Genomic DNA, 18,170 nt, shown 5'->3' on the forward strand with positions numbered 1-18,170 from the left:
CAACGGGGCATGGCGACGGGGACTTCGGAAAGGGATCGTGATGGCCGTCGGTGGATCAGCACCACACGATGCGGCGGAGGACTCCGGCGACTCGCCGGAGCCGGTCGGCCGCGCCCCCGCCGTCCGTCCGTTCCTGCTGACCGCCGGCCGGGTGTCGGGGGGCGGCAGCGCGCTGCCCATCCCCATCGAGACCCAGGTCGTGTCGACAGCGGCCGGCCTGGCCGCCCTCCACACGCTCACCTTCGAGCACCGCGACATCATCGCCGCCTGCCGACGGCCCCAGTCCGCGGCCGAACTCGCCGCCCAGCTGCGGCTGCACCTCAACGTGGTCCGCGTGCTGGCCGAGGACCTGTGCTCCGCCGGACATCTCGCGATCCACAGGCCGAACGCCAGAGCGGCCCAGGATCTCTCCGTACTGCGAAGGGTTATCGATGGTCTCCGCGCCGTCCCCGATTCCCGGGGCGCACTCCGCGACTCCGGTTGAAGAGCCGCCCCTGCCCGTCAAGTTGGTCATCGCCGGCGGCTTCGGAGTCGGCAAGACAACGGCCGTGGGCTCGATCTCGGACATACGACCACTGACCACGGAGGCCGCGATCACCGAGGTCGCGGCCGGCGTGGACGACCTCACGCACACGCCGGGCAAGACGACCACCACGGTCGCCATGGACTTCGGCTGCATCACCATCGACCCGACACTCAAGCTGTACCTGTTCGGCACGCCGGGGCAGGACCGGTTCGGCTTCATGTGGGACGACCTCGTGGAGGGCGCCCTCGGCGGTCTGGTGATCGTCGACACCCGTCGGCTGGACGACTGTTACGCGGCGGTGGACTACTTCGAGCACAAGGGGCTCCCGTTCGCGGTCGCCGTCAACGCGTTCGACGGGGAGGTCGGGCACGATCTGGACGAGGTGCGGTGGGCACTGGACATCTCGGAGCACGTACCCCTCATCGTCTTCGACGCACGAAGCACCGGCTCGGTCCGCGACGCCCTGCTGGTGGTGCTCGGCGTCGCGCTCTCCCACGCCCAGGACGCAGCGGCGAGCCACTAGCGCACGCACGCGCTCTCTCCTTGATCGTTACTCGCGGCGACCGCGGGAACAAAAGACCGGGAGCAGAGGACGGGCAAGACCGCGCCCGAGCAGCTGCCGCCTGGAGACGGACCCGCGGGAGGCGGCCTCCAGGCCCTGGCCGTGCGGCTGCGGCTGCGGCTGCGGCTGCGGCTGCGGCTGCGGCTGCGGCTGCGGCGCATGAACGGCGAGATCAACCGCCCCGTGCAACGGCTTCGCCGACGACCACGGCCCGCACGCCACCGACGCCCGGGCGCTCGCGGCAGCCCTGGACGACCGAGGAGCCCATGACACCGAGCCGCCTGAGGCAACACCTCGGGCTCACCTCCGGAGCCGCGAGCGCGTACGTCGACCGGCGGAGCGCGCCGGACACATCCGCCGCGTCCGGGAGAGCGCCGACCGCAGGGTGGTGCAAACGCACAGTCCCGAAAACGAGCCGCGCCCGAGCCGACCGAAGCCGACCCGGGCGCTGCCCAGCAGGTCAGAGGGGATATCCCCCGCCCGCGAACCGTAGGCCCTGTGGGACTCGAACCCACAACCAATGGATTAAAAGTCCTGGTCAAGACGTGGTGGGTGGTTCCGGACGGTTCTCCGCCGTCCGGAACCACCAGGTCAGAGCACCTTTCCCGTCTAGTGAGATCCACCTCGTGACGGCCCGTGCCACACCGTCCGCTCACGCATCGCTCACGCAAAAGAGGTGGCTGACCAGTACTTTCACTCCTGTGCGCGCTGAATCGTCTTCGGATCGGGCCCGGGGGCGGTCGCGGGATCGTGCCCCCACGGGTCCGGAAGACGTGTCCACGTTCGCGCGTACTCGGTCGTGTCATCACGAACCCGTCTTCGCGGCGAGGGCCGACTGACCTTCGTCTCACGCCACCACTGCTTGAGTCCGGCCCGGATCCGCTCGGCCACAGGTTGCTGCGCGAACGTCCCAGAGTCATTGCACTCCCATCGGCGCTGGCGCCATGCTCTGAATCCCCAAGCGGCGAGGGCCAGACCCAGGAGCAAGGCGCCTGCCAGGTAGATCAGTCCGTCGTCGGAGAGTTCTTGTGGTTCGAGATCTCTGTCGCCGCCCGATGCCGGTACCACTTGCAAGATGCGTCCGCTGGCGATCACCAGCCCGGAGACGATCATCGCTGCCAGGACGGCAACGAGATTGGCACGTATCGCTGCCACAGCCCGCAGGACATGGGTGGCGACGGTGCCGGGCGCCTTGCCCATGACCTCAGCGGTCTCGGCCTGTGTGTAGTCCAGCGCCTTGGTGGCCCACACTGCGGTGCGCTGCGGTGGAGGCAGGCGGTCCAGGGCCTTGTACACAGCCATGCGGTTGGCGATCAGATCGCTGAAGTCAGCAACGTGCACTTCGCCGAGGGCCTGCGCATGTCCAGCACGGGTTGCGGATGCCTCCGCTCGGGCGCGGTTCCGACGTCCGGCGGCACGTACGTCGTTGCGGATCACCGCGTACAGAAAGGCGCGGGGCTCGTGGATGCGCTCGGGAGCGCGTAGGGCCTCGGTGAAAGCCGACTGCACTACGTCCTCAGCGCCCAGGACGGATTCGGGAACTCCTTCCTCGGCCGTGCCGACGCGTGAGCGCGGACATCTCCGCGTAGTACTGCCTGTGCACGTCGTCCAGGTGCACAGCCGCATCCGGCACCCGCTCAGCCAAGGTCCTTCTCCTGCCTCTTGCCCGGCTCTCCACCGCGCCGTGCCTGGATCAAGGCCGCCCTGCCCTGAGCCCTATTGCGGTAGGCAACACTGTCCACCCAGTCCTTCATGGCAGGGACCAGAACGACGGCAACGGACAACAAAGCGCCGACAACCTCCACCGAACACCTCCTCCGATCGGCGGCCTCTCCTGTGCCCTGCACCAGGGCGTAGGCCGTATGTCTCTGAAGAGGCGGTGCAGGCTCATCCTCATGACGTCCGAGCGCAATTTGTTGCTCAGATTCTTCGACTGATCGACAACTCGGGGCATGCGGCGTCTTGGCGGCGCGCTAGTTCTGGCGGGCCGGTTCACTTCCCAGGGCGAGGAGTGCTGCTGCGGCGGAGATCAGCGCGAGGGCGGTGAACAGGCCGGGGTATCCGCCGAGAGGTCCGGCGAGGGCGGCCCCTGCGAAGGGGGCGAGAGCGGAGGCGATGGTGGCCGGGGCGGCCAGGATGCCGGACAGGCGGCCGTAGTGGGTGGTGCCCCAGCGGTCGGTGACGGCGGTGGCCTGGAGGAGGGTGAGGTTGCCCCGCACCATGCCGGCCACGATCGCGATGCCGACGAGCAAGGGGAAGGGCCCGGTGACCATGGCGAAGGCGGCGGTCGTGGCGCCGCCGAACGTGATCAGGGCGACGGTGCGGGCGGTGACGCCGGTGCGTCGGGCGAGGGTGGCGTACAGGGTGCGGCCCAGGGTCTGGCCCGCACCGCCCAGGCCGAGGGCCCAGGCAGCAGCCGTTGGGCTGGCGCCGCGGGTGATCAGCAGGGGTACGAGGGCGATGACGACCGCGTACATGGCGAAGCTGTTCAAGGTCATTGCCGTGGCGAGCATCAGGAACGGTCGGCTGCGGGTCACCGAGGTGCTGTTGTCGGTGTGCCGTTGAGACGGTGGTGCTGGGGCGGGTGGCCAAGGTCCTCGTAGCGCGAGGGCGTGGGCGGGGATGGTTACGAGGGCCAGGACTAGGGCGAGTACGGCGTACGTGTTGCGCCAGCTCAGGTGCTCGGCGAGTGCGGCGGTCAGGGGCGCGAATGCGGTGGAGGCCAGGCCGCCGGCGAGGGTGACGATGGTGAGGGCGCGGATGCGGTCCTCGCCCCACCAGCGGGTGAGGGCGGCGAAGGCGGGCTGGTAGAAGGTGGCGGCCATCGCGACGCCGGCCAAGAGCCAGGCGGCGGTGAAGGCGATCAGGTTTGTTGCGGAGGCGACGGCCAGCATGGCTAGGACGCCCAGGACAGACCCGGTGGTCATCACGGTGCGTGGGCCTCGACGGTCGAGGATGCGGCCGACGGGTATGCCGGTGAGGGCGGAGATCAGGAGCGCGCCCGAGAAGGCTGCGGTGGTGGCTGTGGTCGACCAGCCTGTGGCGGCGGTGATCTGCGGATTGAGGACGGGGAACGCGTAGTAGACGATTCCCCAGCTGGTGATCTGGGTGGCGCACAGGGCGGGCAGCGCTGCGCGGGGCCGTGACCGGACCCCCGTCCCGGTCACGACCCCGCTGGCACGGAAGTCGGTCATCGGCGGATCAGCAGCAGCCGCCCGCGGCGACCGGTTCCTTCGCGCCGGTGTCGGCCTCGGCCGTACCGGTGCAGCAGGTACTGCCCTGCTGCTTGGCGAGGGAGTCGGCGTCGGCCTTGACCACGTACACCTCCCAGGGTTCCTGGCCGGGGCCGTGGACCCAGACCTTGTCCTGGAGGGCGTAGCAGCAGGTGGTGTCGTTCTCCACGACGGTGGCCAAGCCGGCCTCGCCCAGGCGGGCGGTGGCGGCGTGGACCGCTTCGGTCGACTCGACCTCGACGCCGAGGTGGTCCATGCGGGTCGCCTCGTCCGCGGTGCCTTCGATGAGGACGAGCTTGAGCGGGGGCTCGGTGATGGCGAAGTTGGCGTAGCCGTCGCGGAGTTTGGCGGGCTCTGTGCCGAAGAGCTTCGTGTAGAAGGCCACGGACGCTTCGAGGTCGGGGACGCGGAGGGCGAGCTGTACGCGGGACGTCATGGCGAACCTCCTTGGGTGGGTGGGTGTTCAGCAGCTGCCGGAGCCGGAAGTGGCGGCCGGGGCGCCGATGCCGATCTGGAGCGTGGTGGGGGCGGCGCAACATCCGCCGCCCTCGCTGCCCTGTGCCGCGTCGGGCTCGTCGAACAGACCCGCGCCGCCGCAGACACCGGTCTCGGGGAGCGTGAGTTCGACCCGCTCGGCGGCTTCGTGGTCGCCGGCGATCGCGGCGGCGATGGAGCGGACCTGCTCGTAGCCGGTCATGGCGAGGAACGTGGGCGCACGGCCGTAGGACTTCATGCCGACCAGGTAGATGCCCTGTTCGGGGTGGGAGAGCTCGTTCACGCCGTGCGGGTAGACGGTGCCGCAGGAGTGGACGTTCGGGTCGATAAGAGGGGCAAGGGCGGTGGGGGCCTGGAGACGTTCGTCGAGGCCCAGGCGGAGTTCGGAGAGGAACGTCAGGTCGGGGCGGAGGCCGGTGAGGACGATGACCTCGTCGACCGGGTCCAGGCGGCGGCCGTCCTCCGCGATCAGGACGAGCTGGTCGCCGTCTCGTTCGACTGCCTCGGTGCGGAAGCCGGTGGCGGTGGTTGCGTGGCCGGCCTCGACGGCGGCCTTGGCGCGCAGGCCCAGCGCGCCTCGTGCGGGCAGTTCGTCGGCCTCGCCGCCGCCGTAGGTGGTGGCGCCGATGCCACGGCGAAGGATCCATACGGTGTGCGTGCCGTCCTCGTCCTTCGCGAGGTCAGCGAGGAGGGCGAGGGCGGTGAAGGCGGAGGCCCCGGAGCCGATGACGGCAGTGCGCCTGCCCGCGTAACGGGCACGGATGGCGGGGTCGTCGAGGTCCGGCACTCGGTACGTGATGTGCTCGGCGGCGGCCTTCTCGCCGAGGGCGGGCAGGCCGTCGGCACCCATGGGGCTGGGGACGGACCAGGTACCGGAGGCGTCGATGACAGCGCGGGCGGTGATCCGCTCCTCGCGTCCGTCGGTGGAGTGGACGTGCACGGTGAAGGGCTGCTCGTCGCGGCCCGCGTCGACGATCCGGTCGCGGCCGACGCGGGCGACACCGGTCACGGTGGTGCCGTAGCGGACCTTGTCCCCGAGGGCGTCGGCGAGGGGCTGGAGGTAGCGCTCGGCCCAGTCGCCACCTGTCGGGTAGGCGGTGGCGTCCGGGCGGACCCAGCCGGTCGGGGCGAGCAGCTTCTCGGCGGCCGGGTCGATGACCTCGCCCCAGGTCGAGAACAGCTGGACATGGGACCACTCGCGGACGGCGCTGGCCGCGCTCGGGCCGGCCTCCAGGAGCAGGGGTTCCAGACCGCGTTCGACGAGATGGGCGGCGGCGGCCAGACCGATGGGGCCGGCGCCGATGACCACAACGGGCAGCTGGCCGGTGGTGAGCACGCTGTCAATGGACGCAGCCACTGGATTCCCCTTTGTTTCGATATCCGTCGATCTCTTGCGCTGCCCAGCATGACACCTGTATCGATGGACGTCAACATAGATATTCATCGAATTCAGGAGTGCGGATGGAACAGGTGGACGTAGCGGTGATCGGGGGCGGTCAGTCGGGACTGGCCGCAGCGCACGCCCTGCGCCGACAGGGGCGGGAGCCGGTGGTTCTGGAGGCGTCCGACCGGCCGACCGGATCGTGGCCGCGCTACTACGACAGCCTCGCCCTCTTCTCTCCCGCCGGATACAGCTCGCTGCCCGGGATGCCCTTCGGCGGGGACCCGGATCGCTATCCACACCGGGACGAGGTCGTCACCTATCTGCTGCGCTACGCCGACCGGCTGGATGCCGACATCCGTGCGAGGACGCGCGTCGGGGAGGTCCGGGCAGCCGTCGACGGCACCTTCGCCCTGGCCCTGGAGGGCGGAGGCGAGTTGTCCGCACGGGGCGTGGTCGCGGCCTCCGGAACCTTCGGCCGCCCTTACCGTCCGGCGCTGCCCGGGCTGGAGGACTTCGCCGGCGCGGTGCTGCACGCGGCCGAGTACCGCACGCCGGGTCCGTTCGCAGGGCAGCGCATAGTGGTGGCCGGCGCCGGGAACTCCGCCGTGCAGATCGCCGCCGAGCTGGCCGCGCACGCCCAGGTCACCCTCGCCACGCGGCACCCGGTGCACTTCGCGGCACAGCGCACCCTGGGCCGGGATCTGCACTGGTGGCTGAAGCGGACCGGGGCGGACACCCTGCCCCTCGGCCGGTTCCTGCGCACGCCCCCGACCCAGCCGGTCATCGATGACGGCCGCTACCGGGCCGCCCTCACGTCCGGTGCTCCGGACCGGCGCCCCATGTTCACGGGGATCGACGGCGCCAAGGTCACCTGGGCCGACGGCCGCAGCGAGGAGGTCGACACGATCCTGCTGGCCACCGGCTACCAGCCCGACCTCGCCTACCTGAGCCCACTCGGCGCGCTCGACAAGCACGGCCACCCGATCCACCGCGGGGGCGTCTCGCTCACCCATCCCGGACTCGCCTACGTGGGGCTGGAGTGGCAGCGCGGCCTGTCCTCGAACTCCCTGCGTGGGGTCGGCCGGGATGCGGAACGGATCGCGCGGCACCTCACCGCCCACCTCGCCGGAAGCTGAGGCGGTCCGACCCTCGCACCATTGGTTCGGCATATGTCAACATAGATGCATGTCGAATACGAAGGTGCTGCCGCTGCTGGAACCCGCCCCCGGCGAGGCTGTGGTGCCGTGCTGCCCGCCGCTCACCGAGCGCCCGTTCACCGCGGAGGAGGCCGAGACGGCCGCTCGGATGTTCAAGGCGCTCGGCGACCCGGTGCGCCTGCGGCTGTTCTCCGCTGTGGCCTCCCACGAGGGCGGGGAGGCGTGCGTGTGCGACATCTCCGACGTGGGCGTCTCGCAGCCGACCGTCTCCCACCACCTGAAGAAGCTCAAGGAGGCGGGCCTGCTCACCTCCGAGCGACGCGGCACCTGGGTGTACTACCGGGTCGAGCCGTCGGTTCTCGCCGCGATGGGCCGGCTGCTGACCAAGGCCGCGTCGGCGGCCTGAGCGTCACTGGTCATCCGTCGAGAGGCTGTGGTTCCACAGTTCGCCGAACTGGGCGACTTCCTCTTCCGACAGCTGGCTGGGCCCGTGTACGCGGATCGTCGTGGTGTTCCAGGGCCGCTTGCCGCTGTGGTTCGGTGTCAGCAACACACCCACGGTGACGAGTTCGTCGCCGCGACCAGTGCGTTCGGCGACCTCATGATGGCGAAGCTCCACGTAGCTGCCGAAGACCGCCTGCATCTGCTCGTCGAAGTGGGTGGCGCAGGCGTACACCGTCTGACGGGTCGCCTCCGCATTCAACTGCCGCCGGAACCGCCACCTCGTGTGTTCATCGGGAACCTGTGTGACGTCGTCGAGCATCTCCAGCAGCAGTTGTCCCCACTCTTCCCGGACGCCGACCGGCAACTGGTCGAGGAGGGAGAGAACGGCCAGACGATCCGCTTCGCCGGCGTGGTCCGGCAGCGGACTGGTTGTGATGTCCTCCATCACCATGCGCAGCACCAGGTGGGCGCGGGTGGTCGTAGCGCCGACCGGCGTCTGCGGCAACAGCGGCGTGGAGAACAGCCGGCCGCCGGGACCGACGAGTTCGGTGTCGATGTCCGCGGGCGGAGCTTCCGCGTCGGCTGCGGCGAACTCGTAGTAGCGCACCGGCTCTTCGCCCAGGGCGACGGGCGGCTCGGCTGCCGCACGGAAGAGGTAGTCGATCACGGCGGTGGTCGAGCGCAGCTGGTCGAAGAGGAAGTCCCAGTCGCGCCGGGTCAGGGCGATCGCGGGGATTCCGATCGGTTCCCACGAGCAGATCGTGCCCTCGGGTACCTGCTCGTGGTCCAGCAGGAACACAGCGATCCACTCAAAGGCGTTGCCGTCGATGGACAGGGTGCGGTCCCGGCCGTTGACCATGTCGGCGGGCAGCAGCCGCAACTGGCGGACGGTGCCCTTGGCCTGGCTCATGGCCTTGGCCGCGACCTTCTGGATCCAGGTCACCTCCCGATCCGCCTCCTTGGGCGGGATCGTGCGGGCCTTGACCTGGATCACAGCACCGCGGTGGCCTGAGAGCAGCAGCCTGTCGCCGAGTTCGCGTCGGCCAGAGCCCTTGCTGGCGTAGGCGGACTGGAAGACGAAATCGGGCAGCCCCCAGGTGGCTGCCGCAGTGTGCGCGGCTGTTTCGGCACCGGGGCCGTGCTCGACGCCGGCCGACAGGGGCAGGGCCGGAGGTATGCGCCGTACGTACGGACCGTTGGCGGTGTCCACGATGAGCGTCAACGCACTGGGGTCGTCGTCCTGGATGAACTGCCACAACGCGGATGAAGGCTGATCAGTCACGCTTTCCATTAGACGCAACGGATGGACGCTGCTGCTCCCGCTTTTTCATATCAACCGTCCCGATGGCCCCAGATGTGAGCACTAAGGACCACAGAGGCGCAGTGCGCTGTCTGTCGCGTCAGCCACCGGGTGCCAGGAGCAGGGCTATCTCATGAGCCGCATCCCGTGCTGGGCGCCCGACACCGATCAGCGTGGCGGAGGCGGGGCCGGTCCAGTCGCCGTATCCGAGCAGGTGCAGACGCGGTTCGCCGGCCGCGCGGGTGCCCGTCGTGGCGATGTGGCCGCGTGCGCCTCGCAGTTGGAGTGGGGCCAGGTGGGAGAGGCCGGGCCGGAAGCCGGTGCACCAGATGATCGCGTCGGCCTCGCCGCGGGTGCCGTCGACCCACTCGACACCGCCAGGTACGAGGCGGCGGAACATCGGGCTCGCCTTGAGCAGCCCGATGTCGCGGGCCTTGCGTACGGGCGGGACTACGACGATGTCACCGAGGGAGGCAACACCGCCGGCGTCCGTACGCCCCTCATCCAGGGCTCGACGACGAGCGGTTGCCACGTCGAACAGGGCGCGGCCGTCGATGTCGTCGGCGAGGAAGCGGGGCGGGCGCTGGGTGACCCAGGTCAGGTCGCTGTCGTAGGCGAGGTCGGCTGCGATCTGGGCTCCGGAGTTGCCGCCGCCGACCACGACGACGCGTTGCCCGGCGAAGTCGCGCGGGCTGAGGTACTCGACGGTGTGCAGTTGGCGTCCGCGGAACTCCAACCGGCCGGGGACGGCGGGAAGGAAAGGGCGCCACCAGGTGCCGGTCGCGCTGATCACCGCGCCAGCGTGCCAAGTACCGGAATCCGTCTCCACGCGCAGGAGTGGGCCGTCCCGGTGGACGCCGAGGACGCGGACGGGTCGCTCGACGGGCAGTTCGTAGCGTTTCTCGTAGTCGGTGAGGTACTCCACCACGTGCTGCGCGTCGGGGTAGGTCCGGCCCGGCTGTGCCGGCATGAGGCGGCCGGGCAGTGAGGAGTACGTGGCCGGGGAGAACAGCCGGAGCGAGTCCCAGGCGTGCTGCCAAGCGCCGCCCGGTGTGGCCTGGGCGTCCAGGATGACGAAGCCGAGGCCGATGCGGCGCAGGTGGTAGCCGGCGGCGAGTCCGGCCTGGCCGCCGCCGATCACCACCACCTGGGTCCTGTTAGGGGTCACTCGGCCGATCGTCCGGGCATGAAGATGAGGGCCACCAGGGCCAAGCCGACCACGCCGCCGATGACTTGCATGCCGATGAACCCCGCGACCGAACCGGGCGCGATGCCCGCGAACGTGTCGGTGAAGGCGCGACCGATGGTCACCGCCGGGTTGGCGAACGACGTGGAGGAGGTGAACCAGTACGCGGCGCCGATGTAGGAGGCGACCGCGACGGGCGCGAAGCGCAGTTGGTTGGCCCGGGCCAGGCCGAAGATCAGCAGGATGAGGCCGGCCGTCGCGACGACCTCACCGAGCAGCAGATGGCCCGCCGACCGGTCATGCGTGGACCACTTCACCAGCGGCTCGCTGAACATCGCGTCCGCCAGGATCGCGCCCGCGATGGCGCCGACGATCTGCGCCGGCAGGTACACCGCCACCTCGCGCGGGGTGACCCCGGCGCCGCCGCGGCGGGCGGTCCACCACTCGGCGAGCGTGACCACCGGGTTGAAGTGGGCACCGGAGACCGGGCCGAGCAGGAGGATGAGGACGCCGAGGCCGAAGACGGTGGCCGTGGAGTTGGCCAGCAACTGCAGGCCGACGTCCTTGGTGAGTTCCGTGGCCTGGATGCCGGAGCCGACCACGACCGCCACCAGGGCAGCGGTGCCTATCAGTTCGGCGGCGGCCCGGGCGATCAAGGGGGTGCGCGGCGGGGTGGCGCCGGGGGCCGGCTCGACGGAGGCCGGTGCGGGGGCGGGTGGCGCGGACTCCGCGGGCGGGGCGGCTTCGGCGGCGGTCATGGGCAGGCCCTCTTGTTCTCGGCGGCGGTGCGAGCGGACTCGGCCAGATCAGCGAACTGGCTGGCGAGTGAGGCGATGACGTCGGACTTGAGCCGGTAGTAGGTGAACCGGCCGCACGGCTCCGTCTCGACGACTCCGGCCTCGCGCAGCACTCTCAGGTGGTTGGAGAGGTTGGTCTGCCGGGCACCGGTCTCCTCCACGAGGTGGGTGGTGCACAGCATCTCTTTGGCGAGCAGGGTCACGATCTGGAGCCTGAGCGGGTCGGCCAGCACCCGGATCAGGTCAGTGTCGACTGACGTCATCATGTGCTGATACTGTCACATCAGTGGTGGCTGACACCACCGGGTGCTGACATCATTCGCACCTGATGCCGTCGTGAGACAAGAGAGACCTCTGATGTCCGACAAGCCCTCTGTGCTGTTCGTCTGTGTCCACAACGCCGGCCGTTCCCAGATGGCCGCCGCGTGGCTGACCCACCTGGCCGGGGACCGTGTCGAGGTCCGTTCCGCCGGCTCCAACCCGGGCGCGGGCGTCAACCCGGCGGCCGTCGAGGCCATGGCCGAGGTCGGCATCGACATCTCCGCCGAGGTCCCGAAGATGCTCACCGTCGACGCCGTCAAGGAGTCCGACGTCTGCATCACCATGGGCTGCGGCGACACCTGCCCCGTCTTCCCGGGCAAGCGGTACCTGGACTGGCAGCTGGAGGACCCGGCGGGCCAGGGCGTCGAGGCCGTCCGCCCGATCCGGGACGAGATCAAGGTGCTGGTCGAGGGCCTGATCAAGGAGATCGCGCCGGAGCCCCAGGCATGAGCACCACCGAGAACACCACGGACATACGCAACATCATCATCGTCGGCTCTGGCCCCGCCGGATACACCGCCGCCCTCTACACCGCCCGCGCCTCATTGAAGCCGCTGGTCTTCGAGGGCGCGGTCACGGCCGGCGGGGCGCTGGTGCAGACGACCAGGACGCTTCGTACGGCTTGAACGAGCCGTAGTCCGGCTTGATGTGTTCGTCCGCCGAGGTGGCTGTCGGCGAAGTAATCAGTCGTCAACACGCTCCTCGTCACCGGGGGCAGAGGAGTGGGAGCGACGACCAGAGGACCGACACGGTCGGTGAGGTGGCCGAGCAGCTTCTCGTGGTCCTGGGCATGGTCGTCGGGGAGGCGGGCGTGGACGAGTTGGTTGTCGAAGGGCTCGATGGTCAGCAGCTCGCCGAGGGTGAGCACTTCTCCGAGCGGCGTGGAGCGCAGGGCAGTCTCGTTGAGGACGACCGCGTCCGCGCCGAGACCCGGGTGCAGTCAGCCGGCGACCTCTGCCAGTAACTGGCGCCGGTCCAACGGGGCATTGCGGTAGGGCTCGTTCACGATGCCGAGCGGGCTGGCGAGCGTCCGGCCGACGAGTGCGATCTTGTCCTGCACCGTGACGAGGTCCTCGGGCAGCCCGTGCGAGCTGGAGAAGGTGCCCGTGCGGGCGGGCCCAGCCGGTTCCGACGGGCTCTGCGGTGGCGTATCCGATGCCGAGTTCGCGTCCCTTGACCACGAGGGTGTCGCCGACGGGTACGGGGCCGTACGTGTCGCTGTGGCAACTGGAGCTGCTTGCCCCCGGGCTGTCCGAGCGGTCGTGATCAGGGCCAGCGCCCTGTTAAAGCCAGACGACGTTGGTGGGGGCGGGGCCCTGCGGGTGGTCAACGCCCTGCTCGCCTCCTTTGGTCAGCCGATGCGCTCTCGTCGAGCCGACCGCCACCAGGGGCACACCCGCTCACGCACGGCCCCGAAAACGAACGGGCGCCCGAGCCGACCGAAGCCGACCCGGGCGCTGCCCAGCAGGTCAGAGGGGATATCCCCCGCCCGCGAACCGTAGGCCCTGTGGGACTCGAACCCACAACCAATGGATTAAAAGTCCACTGCTCTGCCAATTGAGCTAAGGGCCCAGGCGCTGTTGCGTGATGTTGCCTCCCCGAGCATAGCCGGACGCGGCCGGGAGTCCGATCGGGTATCGGTGTCCCGGCCGCGTCGGAGGACCGCAAAAAGGTCCGCCGCAGAACAGAACGGGCGGAAGATCGGCGGAACAGCGGCGGATGATCGGCGGAGGAGCGATGGAAGACCGACGGATGATCGGCGGAGGACCGACGGATGATCGGCGGAGGACCGACAGGAGACAGGCGCGAGTCGGGCGCCAGTCCGGCGCCGGCCGGGGAGGGCCGGCCGCCTACGGATCGATCGGCTCCGGCGCTCCCTTCCGTGCCGTCTCCCGGGCCACGCTTCGCTCGTGCTCGGGGTTGAGGAACCAGTGCCGGGCGGAGGCGACCCACCAGACCGCCGCGAAGCCCAGCACCACCAGGACGGCGACCGGGGCGTAGTTGAAGTTCTCCCAGGTGACCGGGGACAGCTGCGGGAGCATGAACAGGACGGTGATCACGAAGACCCAGATCACCGCGATGAGGCCGATGGTCCGGGACCAGCGCCCGAGGTGCCAGGGGCCGCGCTCGAAGGCGTCGCCCTTGCGCAGCCGCAGCAGGGTCGGGATGACGTACGCGATGTAGAGGCCGATCACCGCGATGGACGTGACCGCCGCGTAGGCCGTGACATTGATCAGGTACGGGAGACCGAGCACCAGTGCGCCGCCCGCCGCCAGCCAGACCGCCGCCACGGGGGTGCGGGTGCGGGGGCTGACCGTGTGCCAGACGTGGGAGAACGGCAGGGCGCCGTCGCGGGAGAAGGCGTAGATCATGCGGCTGTTGGCGGTGACGGAGGCCATGCCGCAGAAGAGCTGCGCGCCGATGATGACGAGGAGGAGCAGTTTGCCGCCGGTCGCGCCGAGGGCGTCGAGGAGGATCTGCGCGGGCGGCACTCCGGTCGCCGATTCGCGGGCGCCGTCGTAGGACTGGATGGCGAAGGTGAAGCCGAGGAGGAGGACGAAGCCCGCCACCCAGGACGTCCAGATGGACTGGACGATGCCCTTGGGGCCGGCCGTCGACGCGTCGTGCGTCTCCTCGGTCATATGGGCGGAGGCGTCGTACCCGGTGAAGGTGTACTGGGCCATCAGCAGACCCAGCAGCACCACGTACAGGCCGCTGCTCCAGCCCGTGTTGTTGACGAACTCGGTGAACACGAAGGACGCCGACTGGTGGTGGTCGGGGACGATGACGAGCGCGCCGACGATGACCACGACACCCACGACGTGCCACCACACACTGACGCTGTTCAGCAGACCGACGATCCGTACGCCGAAGGTGTTGAGGAGGCCGTGCAGCAGCAGGATCGCCGCGAAGAGGAGGACCGTCCGGCCCGGTGTCACCGCGAAGCCGAATTCGAGGTTCAAATACGCCGCCAGGAAGGACGCCGCGCCGAAGTCGATGCCGGCGGTCACGGCGACCTGGCCGAGGACGTTGAACCAGCCCGTGAACCACGCCCAGGCGGCCGCGCTGCGCTCCGGTGCCAGTCGGTGGGCCCAGAAGTACAGGCCGGCGGAGGTCGGGTAGGCCGAACAGATCTCGGCCATGGCCAGGCCCACGAAAAGGGTCATCAGGCCGACCGCTACCCAGCCCCAGGTGATCACCGCCGGCCCGCCGGTGTTCATGCCGAACAGGTAGAGCGTCATACAGCCGGACAGGACAGAGATGATCGTGAAGGAGACCGCGTAGTTGGAGAACGCGGACATACGGCGGGCGAGGACCTGTGTGTAGCCCAGTTGGGCAAGGCGTTCCTCGTCCGACATCGGCGCTGACGCCGAGACCGACATCGAGTCCGGGGCCGAAGCTCCGGGTGCCCCACGGGCTATGTCGTCATCTGTCATGCCCCCAGCAATTCCCTCCCCAGGGACGTGACATGCGCCACACCGTGGCCGAAAAGCCACAGGTGCCGAGAAGCCCGAAGGGCCCGTACGACCGGAGTCGTACGGGCCCTTCGCTGTCTTGATCTGTCTCAGTCGGCGTCAGCCGTTGCGCTTCCAGCGCGGCTTGTCGTCGCGGCGACCGAAGGAGGAACCCGTGCCGGTGCCGGTGCCGCGGTGGTCGTCACGGCGGCCGTGCGGGCGCTCGTGGCCGCCGGAGCGGAAGCCCGGGCGGTCACCCTGCCGGTCACGGTTGAACGGACGGTCGCTGCCACGGTGCCCACCGCGCTCGTCACGACGCTCGAAGGAGCGGCCGCCACGGTCGTTGTCCCGGCGGAACCCACCGCGGTCGTTGTCCCGACGCTCGAACGAACGCCCACCACGGTCACCGTCACGACGGTCGTCGCGGCGGTCGAACCCACCACGCTCGTTGTCCCGGCGGAAGCCGGCACGGTCGTTGCGGTCGAACGAACGCCCGCCACGGTCGCCGTCCCGACGGTCGTTGTCCCGGCGGAATCCGCCACGGTCGTTGTCACGGCGCTCGAAGGAACGGCCGCCACGGTCGAACCCACCACGGTCGTTGTCCCGGCGGAACCCACCGCGGTCGTTGTCCCGACGCTCGAACGAACGCCCACCACGGTCACCGTCACGACGGTCGTCCCGGCGGTCGTCACGGCGGAACCCACCACGGTCACCCCGGTCGCCGCGGTCGTTGTCACGACGCTCGTAGCCGCCGTTGCCCCGCTCCTCGCGGCGCTGGCGCGGCTGGTCGTAGGAGGGACGCTCGTACGCCGGACGCTCGTGCACCGGCTGCTCGGCGATCGCGGCCGGGGCCTCGACCGGCGACGCACCGTCCGCCTCCACGGCGACGACGGCGGTGGCGGCCTCCGAGGCAGCGGCGGCGACGGCCGCCTCCGGGTCCTCGCCCCGCTCTCGCGCGGCACGCGCGGTCAGCCGGTCGGCCTCCTCGCGCAGCTCGGCGGCGCGGCGCGTGGCCCGGTCCAACTGCTTGGTGAGGTGAGCGACTTCACGCTCGGCCTGCTGCGCGGCGTTGCCGGCGGACTCGGCCTGGACCTCGGTCATCGACCGGGCGCCGGTGATCTCGGCGACCTCGGGGTCGAACGTCGATCCGCCCTGGATGATGTGACGCCCGGCGTCGACGCCCGCGTCCTCCATCAGCCGGAAGATCTGGCGGCGCTGGTGCGGCAGGGAGAGGGACACGACCGTGCCCGTACGCCCGGCACGCGCCGTACGGCCCGCACGGTGCAGGTAGTCCTTGTGGTCACCGGCCGGGTCCACGTTCAGGACCAGGTCGATGCCGTCGACGTGGATACCGCGGGCGGCGACGTCGGTCGCGACGAGCGCGTTGACGTAACCGTCCTTGAAGTCGGCCAGCGTGCGGGTCCGCGCGCCCTGGGTCATGCCGCCGTGCAGCGCGTCCGCCTTCACACCGGCGTCACGCAGCTGCTCCGCGATGCGGTCGGCGCCGAGCTGGGTGCGGACGAAGATGATCGTGCGGCCCTTGCGGGAGGCGATGGCGGCCGTGACCGGCGCCTTGTCCTTCGGCTTCACGATGAGGATGTGGTGCGACATGGTCGTGACGTTGCCCTGGGCGCTGTCGACCTCGTGCGTGACCGGGTTGCTCAGGTAGCGCTTGACCAGGGTGGAGATCTCGTTCTCCATCGTGGCGGAGAACAGCATCCGCTGGCCGCCGGCCGGGACCTGGTCGAGCAGCTCGGTCACCTCGGGCAGGAAGCCCAGGTCCGACATCTGGTCGGCCTCGTCGAGGACGGCGATCTGGACGTTCTCCAGCGAGCAGGCACCGCGGTTGATGATGTCGCGGAGACGGCCCGGGGTGGCGACCAGGACGTCGACGCCGCGCTCCAGGGCGTAGATCTGGTTGCCCATCGAGGTGCCGCCACAGACGACCTTCATCTTCAGCCCGAGGACGTCGCCGTACGGCTGCAGCGCGTCCGCGACCTGCATGGCGAGCTCACGGGTCGGGGTGAGGATGACGGCACGCGGCTTGTGCTTCTCGGTGCGGCCGCCGGCCAGCGTGGCCAGGGTCGGCAGACCGAACGACAGGGTCTTGCCGGAGCCGGTACGGCCACGGCCGAGGATGTCCTTGCCGACCAGGGCGTCCGGGATGGTCGCGGCCTGGATCGGGAAGGGGGTGGTCACGCCGTTCTGCGCGAGCTTGCGCACAACGCCCTCGGGGAGACCGAGGTCCGCGAAGGTGACCTGCGGGGTCTCCTCGGCGGCGGCGCTGTTGACGCCTTCGGCGCCCTCGGCGTCCGTGCCGTTCTCGGGCACGACGACGTGATCAGTACTGGAAATGGACATGCGTATGCGAAACCTTCCGGAGTCTCGTCGGCACGCGCCCGTCAACTCCGTGATTCGCACACGACCGCCTCTATGCGGTCCGCCACGGCAAGGGAGAGTACGCGCCACACGGCGCGCTCTGCGGTGGCGCCGGGCAAATGGGATCAAACGATCTACCACCATACGCACCCACCACCCCCCAAGGCAAACCGAGCCGATAACAGCAGGTCACAGCATCCCTGTCGGCGCCCCAAAGGGGCGCGAGGAACTGGGCGACCAGCCCCCACCCACAGCCGCCACACCACCCCGACCCACGCCCCGACCCACCGCCGGAGACATACGCCGTGCCCCCGCCGGAGACATACACCGCGTCCCCCGCCGGAGGCCTACGCCGCGTCCCCCGCCTCAGGCGCCGGCTCCCGCTCCACCAACTGCGTCCCCTGCTCATGCGCGGACGACGACGGCTCGGCCGAGGGCTCCGGCGTCGGCGACTCCACCGGCTTCGTCGGCGTCGGCTCGGGCTCCACCACCGTCGGCGTAGGGGTGGGCTCCCCCTTCGGAGGCTCGGGCCTCTTCGGCGGCTCACCCTTCCCCCCGTCCTTGCCCCCCTTCGGCGGCGCCGCCTTCCCGGACGGCTTCGCGGCCCCGGAGGCCGACGCCGACGCGGACGCCGACCTGGACGAGGAGGGGTCGGGCGAGGGGGAGCCCTTCTGCTTTCCCCGCCCCGCCTGGTATCCCGTACCGCCTCCGCCCGTCATCGCGGTGCCCCCGTCCGGTGTCTCACCGCCTCGCTGTCCGGCGGAGGGCGACGGCCCGGGCTTCCGCCCGTCGTCCCCCACGCTCATACAGCCGGCGGCTGCCGCGACGGCCATGACCGTGGCGGCCAGACGGACGGATACGTTCAAGGCGCGCACGGCGGCCACCTCCGAGGGGGGCGGGAAGAGAAGTCCCCCTGCCCAACTCCCGCCGC

Annotated in this window: 16 protein-coding genes, 1 tRNA gene and 2 pseudogenes; 6 read left to right on the forward strand and 13 right to left on the reverse strand. The window is 70.1% G+C overall.

The window, feature by feature from the left end; all coding sequences use genetic code 11:
* The first annotated feature begins 40 nt into the window (after positions 1 to 40).
* Positions 41 to 484 carry a DUF742 domain-containing protein gene (locus ACWD26_RS04255; RefSeq protein ID WP_451266057.1) on the forward strand — a complete coding sequence of 148 codons (444 nt, stop codon included), beginning with the start codon at positions 41 to 43 and terminating at the stop codon, positions 482 to 484.
* Positions 432 to 1,049, forward strand: a complete 618-nt coding sequence (locus ACWD26_RS04260; protein WP_451266059.1) for a GTP-binding protein — start codon at positions 432 to 434, stop codon at positions 1,047 to 1,049. The genes ACWD26_RS04255 and ACWD26_RS04260 overlap by 53 nt, the downstream gene beginning before the upstream one ends.
* Before the next feature lie 732 nt (positions 1,050 to 1,781).
* Here ACWD26_RS04260 and ACWD26_RS04265 read toward each other — a convergent pair.
* The 4 genes from ACWD26_RS04265 to ACWD26_RS04280 all read right to left on the reverse strand — a co-directional run bounded on the left by ACWD26_RS04265 (position 1,782) and on the right by ACWD26_RS04280 (position 6,173).
* On the reverse strand, positions 1,782 to 2,597 hold the full coding sequence (locus tag ACWD26_RS04265) for an RNA polymerase sigma factor (protein WP_451266060.1): 816 nt from the start codon (positions 2,595 to 2,597) through the stop codon (positions 1,782 to 1,784).
* 464 nt (positions 2,598 to 3,061) lie between these two features.
* Complete coding sequence (locus ACWD26_RS04270; RefSeq protein ID WP_451266626.1) at positions 3,062 to 4,141, reverse strand: MFS transporter; 1,080 nt, start codon at positions 4,139 to 4,141, stop codon at positions 3,062 to 3,064.
* Between the two features lie 148 nt (positions 4,142 to 4,289).
* Positions 4,290 to 4,757, reverse strand: a complete 468-nt coding sequence (locus tag ACWD26_RS04275; protein WP_451266062.1) for an ArsI/CadI family heavy metal resistance metalloenzyme — start codon at positions 4,755 to 4,757, stop codon at positions 4,290 to 4,292.
* Positions 4,758 to 4,784: 27 nt separating this feature from the next.
* A complete protein-coding gene (locus ACWD26_RS04280; RefSeq protein WP_451266064.1) occupies positions 4,785 to 6,173 on the reverse strand; it encodes an NAD(P)-binding domain-containing protein in 1,389 nt (462 codons plus the stop codon).
* Between the two features lie 104 nt (positions 6,174 to 6,277).
* Between ACWD26_RS04280 and ACWD26_RS04285 the strand changes: the two genes are divergently transcribed.
* Both ACWD26_RS04285 and ACWD26_RS04290 read left to right on the forward strand, forming a co-directional pair.
* The gene (locus ACWD26_RS04285) at positions 6,278 to 7,336 is read left to right on the forward strand and encodes a flavin-containing monooxygenase (RefSeq protein WP_451266066.1); all 1,059 of its coding nucleotides are present in this window, start codon (positions 6,278 to 6,280) and stop codon (positions 7,334 to 7,336) included.
* A 49-nt stretch (positions 7,337 to 7,385) separates the two neighbouring features.
* The gene (locus tag ACWD26_RS04290; RefSeq protein WP_451266068.1) at positions 7,386 to 7,763 is read left to right on the forward strand and encodes an ArsR/SmtB family transcription factor; all 378 of its coding nucleotides are present in this window, start codon (positions 7,386 to 7,388) and stop codon (positions 7,761 to 7,763) included.
* A gap of 3 nt (positions 7,764 to 7,766) precedes the next feature.
* Here the strand turns inward: ACWD26_RS04290 and ACWD26_RS04295 are convergent, their stop codons facing one another.
* The 4 genes from ACWD26_RS04295 to ACWD26_RS04310 all read right to left on the reverse strand — a co-directional run bounded on the left by ACWD26_RS04295 (position 7,767) and on the right by ACWD26_RS04310 (position 11,350).
* A complete protein-coding gene (locus ACWD26_RS04295) occupies positions 7,767 to 9,083 on the reverse strand; it encodes a hypothetical protein (RefSeq protein ID WP_451266070.1) in 1,317 nt (438 codons plus the stop codon).
* Between the two features lie 118 nt (positions 9,084 to 9,201).
* Positions 9,202 to 10,269 (reverse strand): ArsO family NAD(P)H-dependent flavin-containing monooxygenase, encoded by a 1,068-nt coding sequence (locus tag ACWD26_RS04300; RefSeq protein ID WP_451266072.1) that lies wholly within the window; start codon positions 10,267 to 10,269, stop codon positions 9,202 to 9,204.
* Positions 10,266 to 11,045 (reverse strand): aquaporin, encoded by a 780-nt coding sequence (locus ACWD26_RS04305; protein WP_451266074.1) that lies wholly within the window; start codon positions 11,043 to 11,045, stop codon positions 10,266 to 10,268. The genes ACWD26_RS04300 and ACWD26_RS04305 overlap by 4 nt, the downstream gene beginning before the upstream one ends.
* Complete coding sequence (locus ACWD26_RS04310) at positions 11,042 to 11,350, reverse strand: ArsR/SmtB family transcription factor (protein WP_451266075.1); 309 nt, start codon at positions 11,348 to 11,350, stop codon at positions 11,042 to 11,044. Before ACWD26_RS04310 ends, ACWD26_RS04305 begins: the two co-directional genes overlap by 4 nt.
* A 91-nt stretch (positions 11,351 to 11,441) precedes the next feature.
* Between ACWD26_RS04310 and ACWD26_RS04315 the strand changes: the two genes are divergently transcribed.
* A complete protein-coding gene (locus ACWD26_RS04315; protein ID WP_060905627.1) occupies positions 11,442 to 11,855 on the forward strand; it encodes an arsenate reductase ArsC in 414 nt (137 codons plus the stop codon).
* A pseudogene (locus tag ACWD26_RS04320) lies at positions 11,852 to 12,010 on the forward strand (FAD-dependent oxidoreductase); the annotation flags it as partial. The gene ACWD26_RS04315 and the pseudogene ACWD26_RS04320, both read left to right, overlap by 4 nt.
* Here the strand turns inward: ACWD26_RS04320 and ACWD26_RS04325 are convergent.
* The 5 genes and pseudogenes from ACWD26_RS04325 to ACWD26_RS04345 all read right to left on the reverse strand — a co-directional run.
* Positions 11,983 to 12,640: pseudogene (locus tag ACWD26_RS04325) on the reverse strand (bifunctional metallophosphatase/5'-nucleotidase); the annotation flags it as partial. The pseudogenes ACWD26_RS04320 and ACWD26_RS04325 sit on opposite strands and share 28 nt — an antisense overlap.
* A gap of 264 nt (positions 12,641 to 12,904) precedes the next feature.
* A tRNA-Lys gene (locus tag ACWD26_RS04330) sits at positions 12,905 to 12,977 on the reverse strand.
* 278 nt (positions 12,978 to 13,255) lie between these two features.
* Complete coding sequence (locus ACWD26_RS04335; protein WP_451266078.1) at positions 13,256 to 14,842, reverse strand: amino acid permease; 1,587 nt, start codon at positions 14,840 to 14,842, stop codon at positions 13,256 to 13,258.
* Between the two features lie 138 nt (positions 14,843 to 14,980).
* The gene (locus tag ACWD26_RS04340; protein ID WP_451266080.1) at positions 14,981 to 17,221 is read right to left on the reverse strand and encodes a DEAD/DEAH box helicase; all 2,241 of its coding nucleotides are present in this window, start codon (positions 17,219 to 17,221) and stop codon (positions 14,981 to 14,983) included.
* A 365-nt stretch (positions 17,222 to 17,586) separates the two neighbouring features.
* Complete coding sequence (locus tag ACWD26_RS04345) at positions 17,587 to 18,114, reverse strand: hypothetical protein (RefSeq protein ID WP_451266082.1); 528 nt, start codon at positions 18,112 to 18,114, stop codon at positions 17,587 to 17,589.
* Between the last annotated feature and the right edge of the window lie 56 nt (positions 18,115 to 18,170).

It is taken from the genome of Streptomyces sp. NPDC002787, assembly GCF_053592095.1.

Excerpts from the sequence above, each read along its gene's own strand:
- ACWD26_RS04260 (WP_451266059.1), top strand. The coding sequence starts at position 432 with ATGGTCTCCGCGCCGTCCCCGATTCCCGGGGCGCACTCCGCGACTCCG.
- ACWD26_RS04285 (WP_451266066.1), top strand. The coding sequence starts at position 6,278 with ATGGAACAGGTGGACGTAGCGGTGATCGGGGGCGGTCAGTCGGGACTG.
- ACWD26_RS04310 (WP_451266075.1), bottom strand. The coding sequence starts at position 11,350 with ATGATGACGTCAGTCGACACTGACCTGATCCGGGTGCTGGCCGACCCG.
- ACWD26_RS04275 (WP_451266062.1), bottom strand. The coding sequence starts at position 4,757 with ATGACGTCCCGCGTACAGCTCGCCCTCCGCGTCCCCGACCTCGAAGCG.
- ACWD26_RS04255 (WP_451266057.1), top strand. The coding sequence starts at position 41 with ATGGCCGTCGGTGGATCAGCACCACACGATGCGGCGGAGGACTCCGGC.
- ACWD26_RS04340 (WP_451266080.1), bottom strand. The coding sequence starts at position 17,221 with ATGTCCATTTCCAGTACTGATCACGTCGTCGTGCCCGAGAACGGCACG.
- ACWD26_RS04335 (WP_451266078.1), bottom strand. The coding sequence starts at position 14,842 with ATGACAGATGACGACATAGCCCGTGGGGCACCCGGAGCTTCGGCCCCG.
- ACWD26_RS04290 (WP_451266068.1), top strand. The coding sequence starts at position 7,386 with ATGTCGAATACGAAGGTGCTGCCGCTGCTGGAACCCGCCCCCGGCGAG.
- ACWD26_RS04305 (WP_451266074.1), bottom strand. The coding sequence starts at position 11,045 with ATGACCGCCGCCGAAGCCGCCCCGCCCGCGGAGTCCGCGCCACCCGCC.
- ACWD26_RS04315 (WP_060905627.1), top strand. The coding sequence starts at position 11,442 with ATGTCCGACAAGCCCTCTGTGCTGTTCGTCTGTGTCCACAACGCCGGC.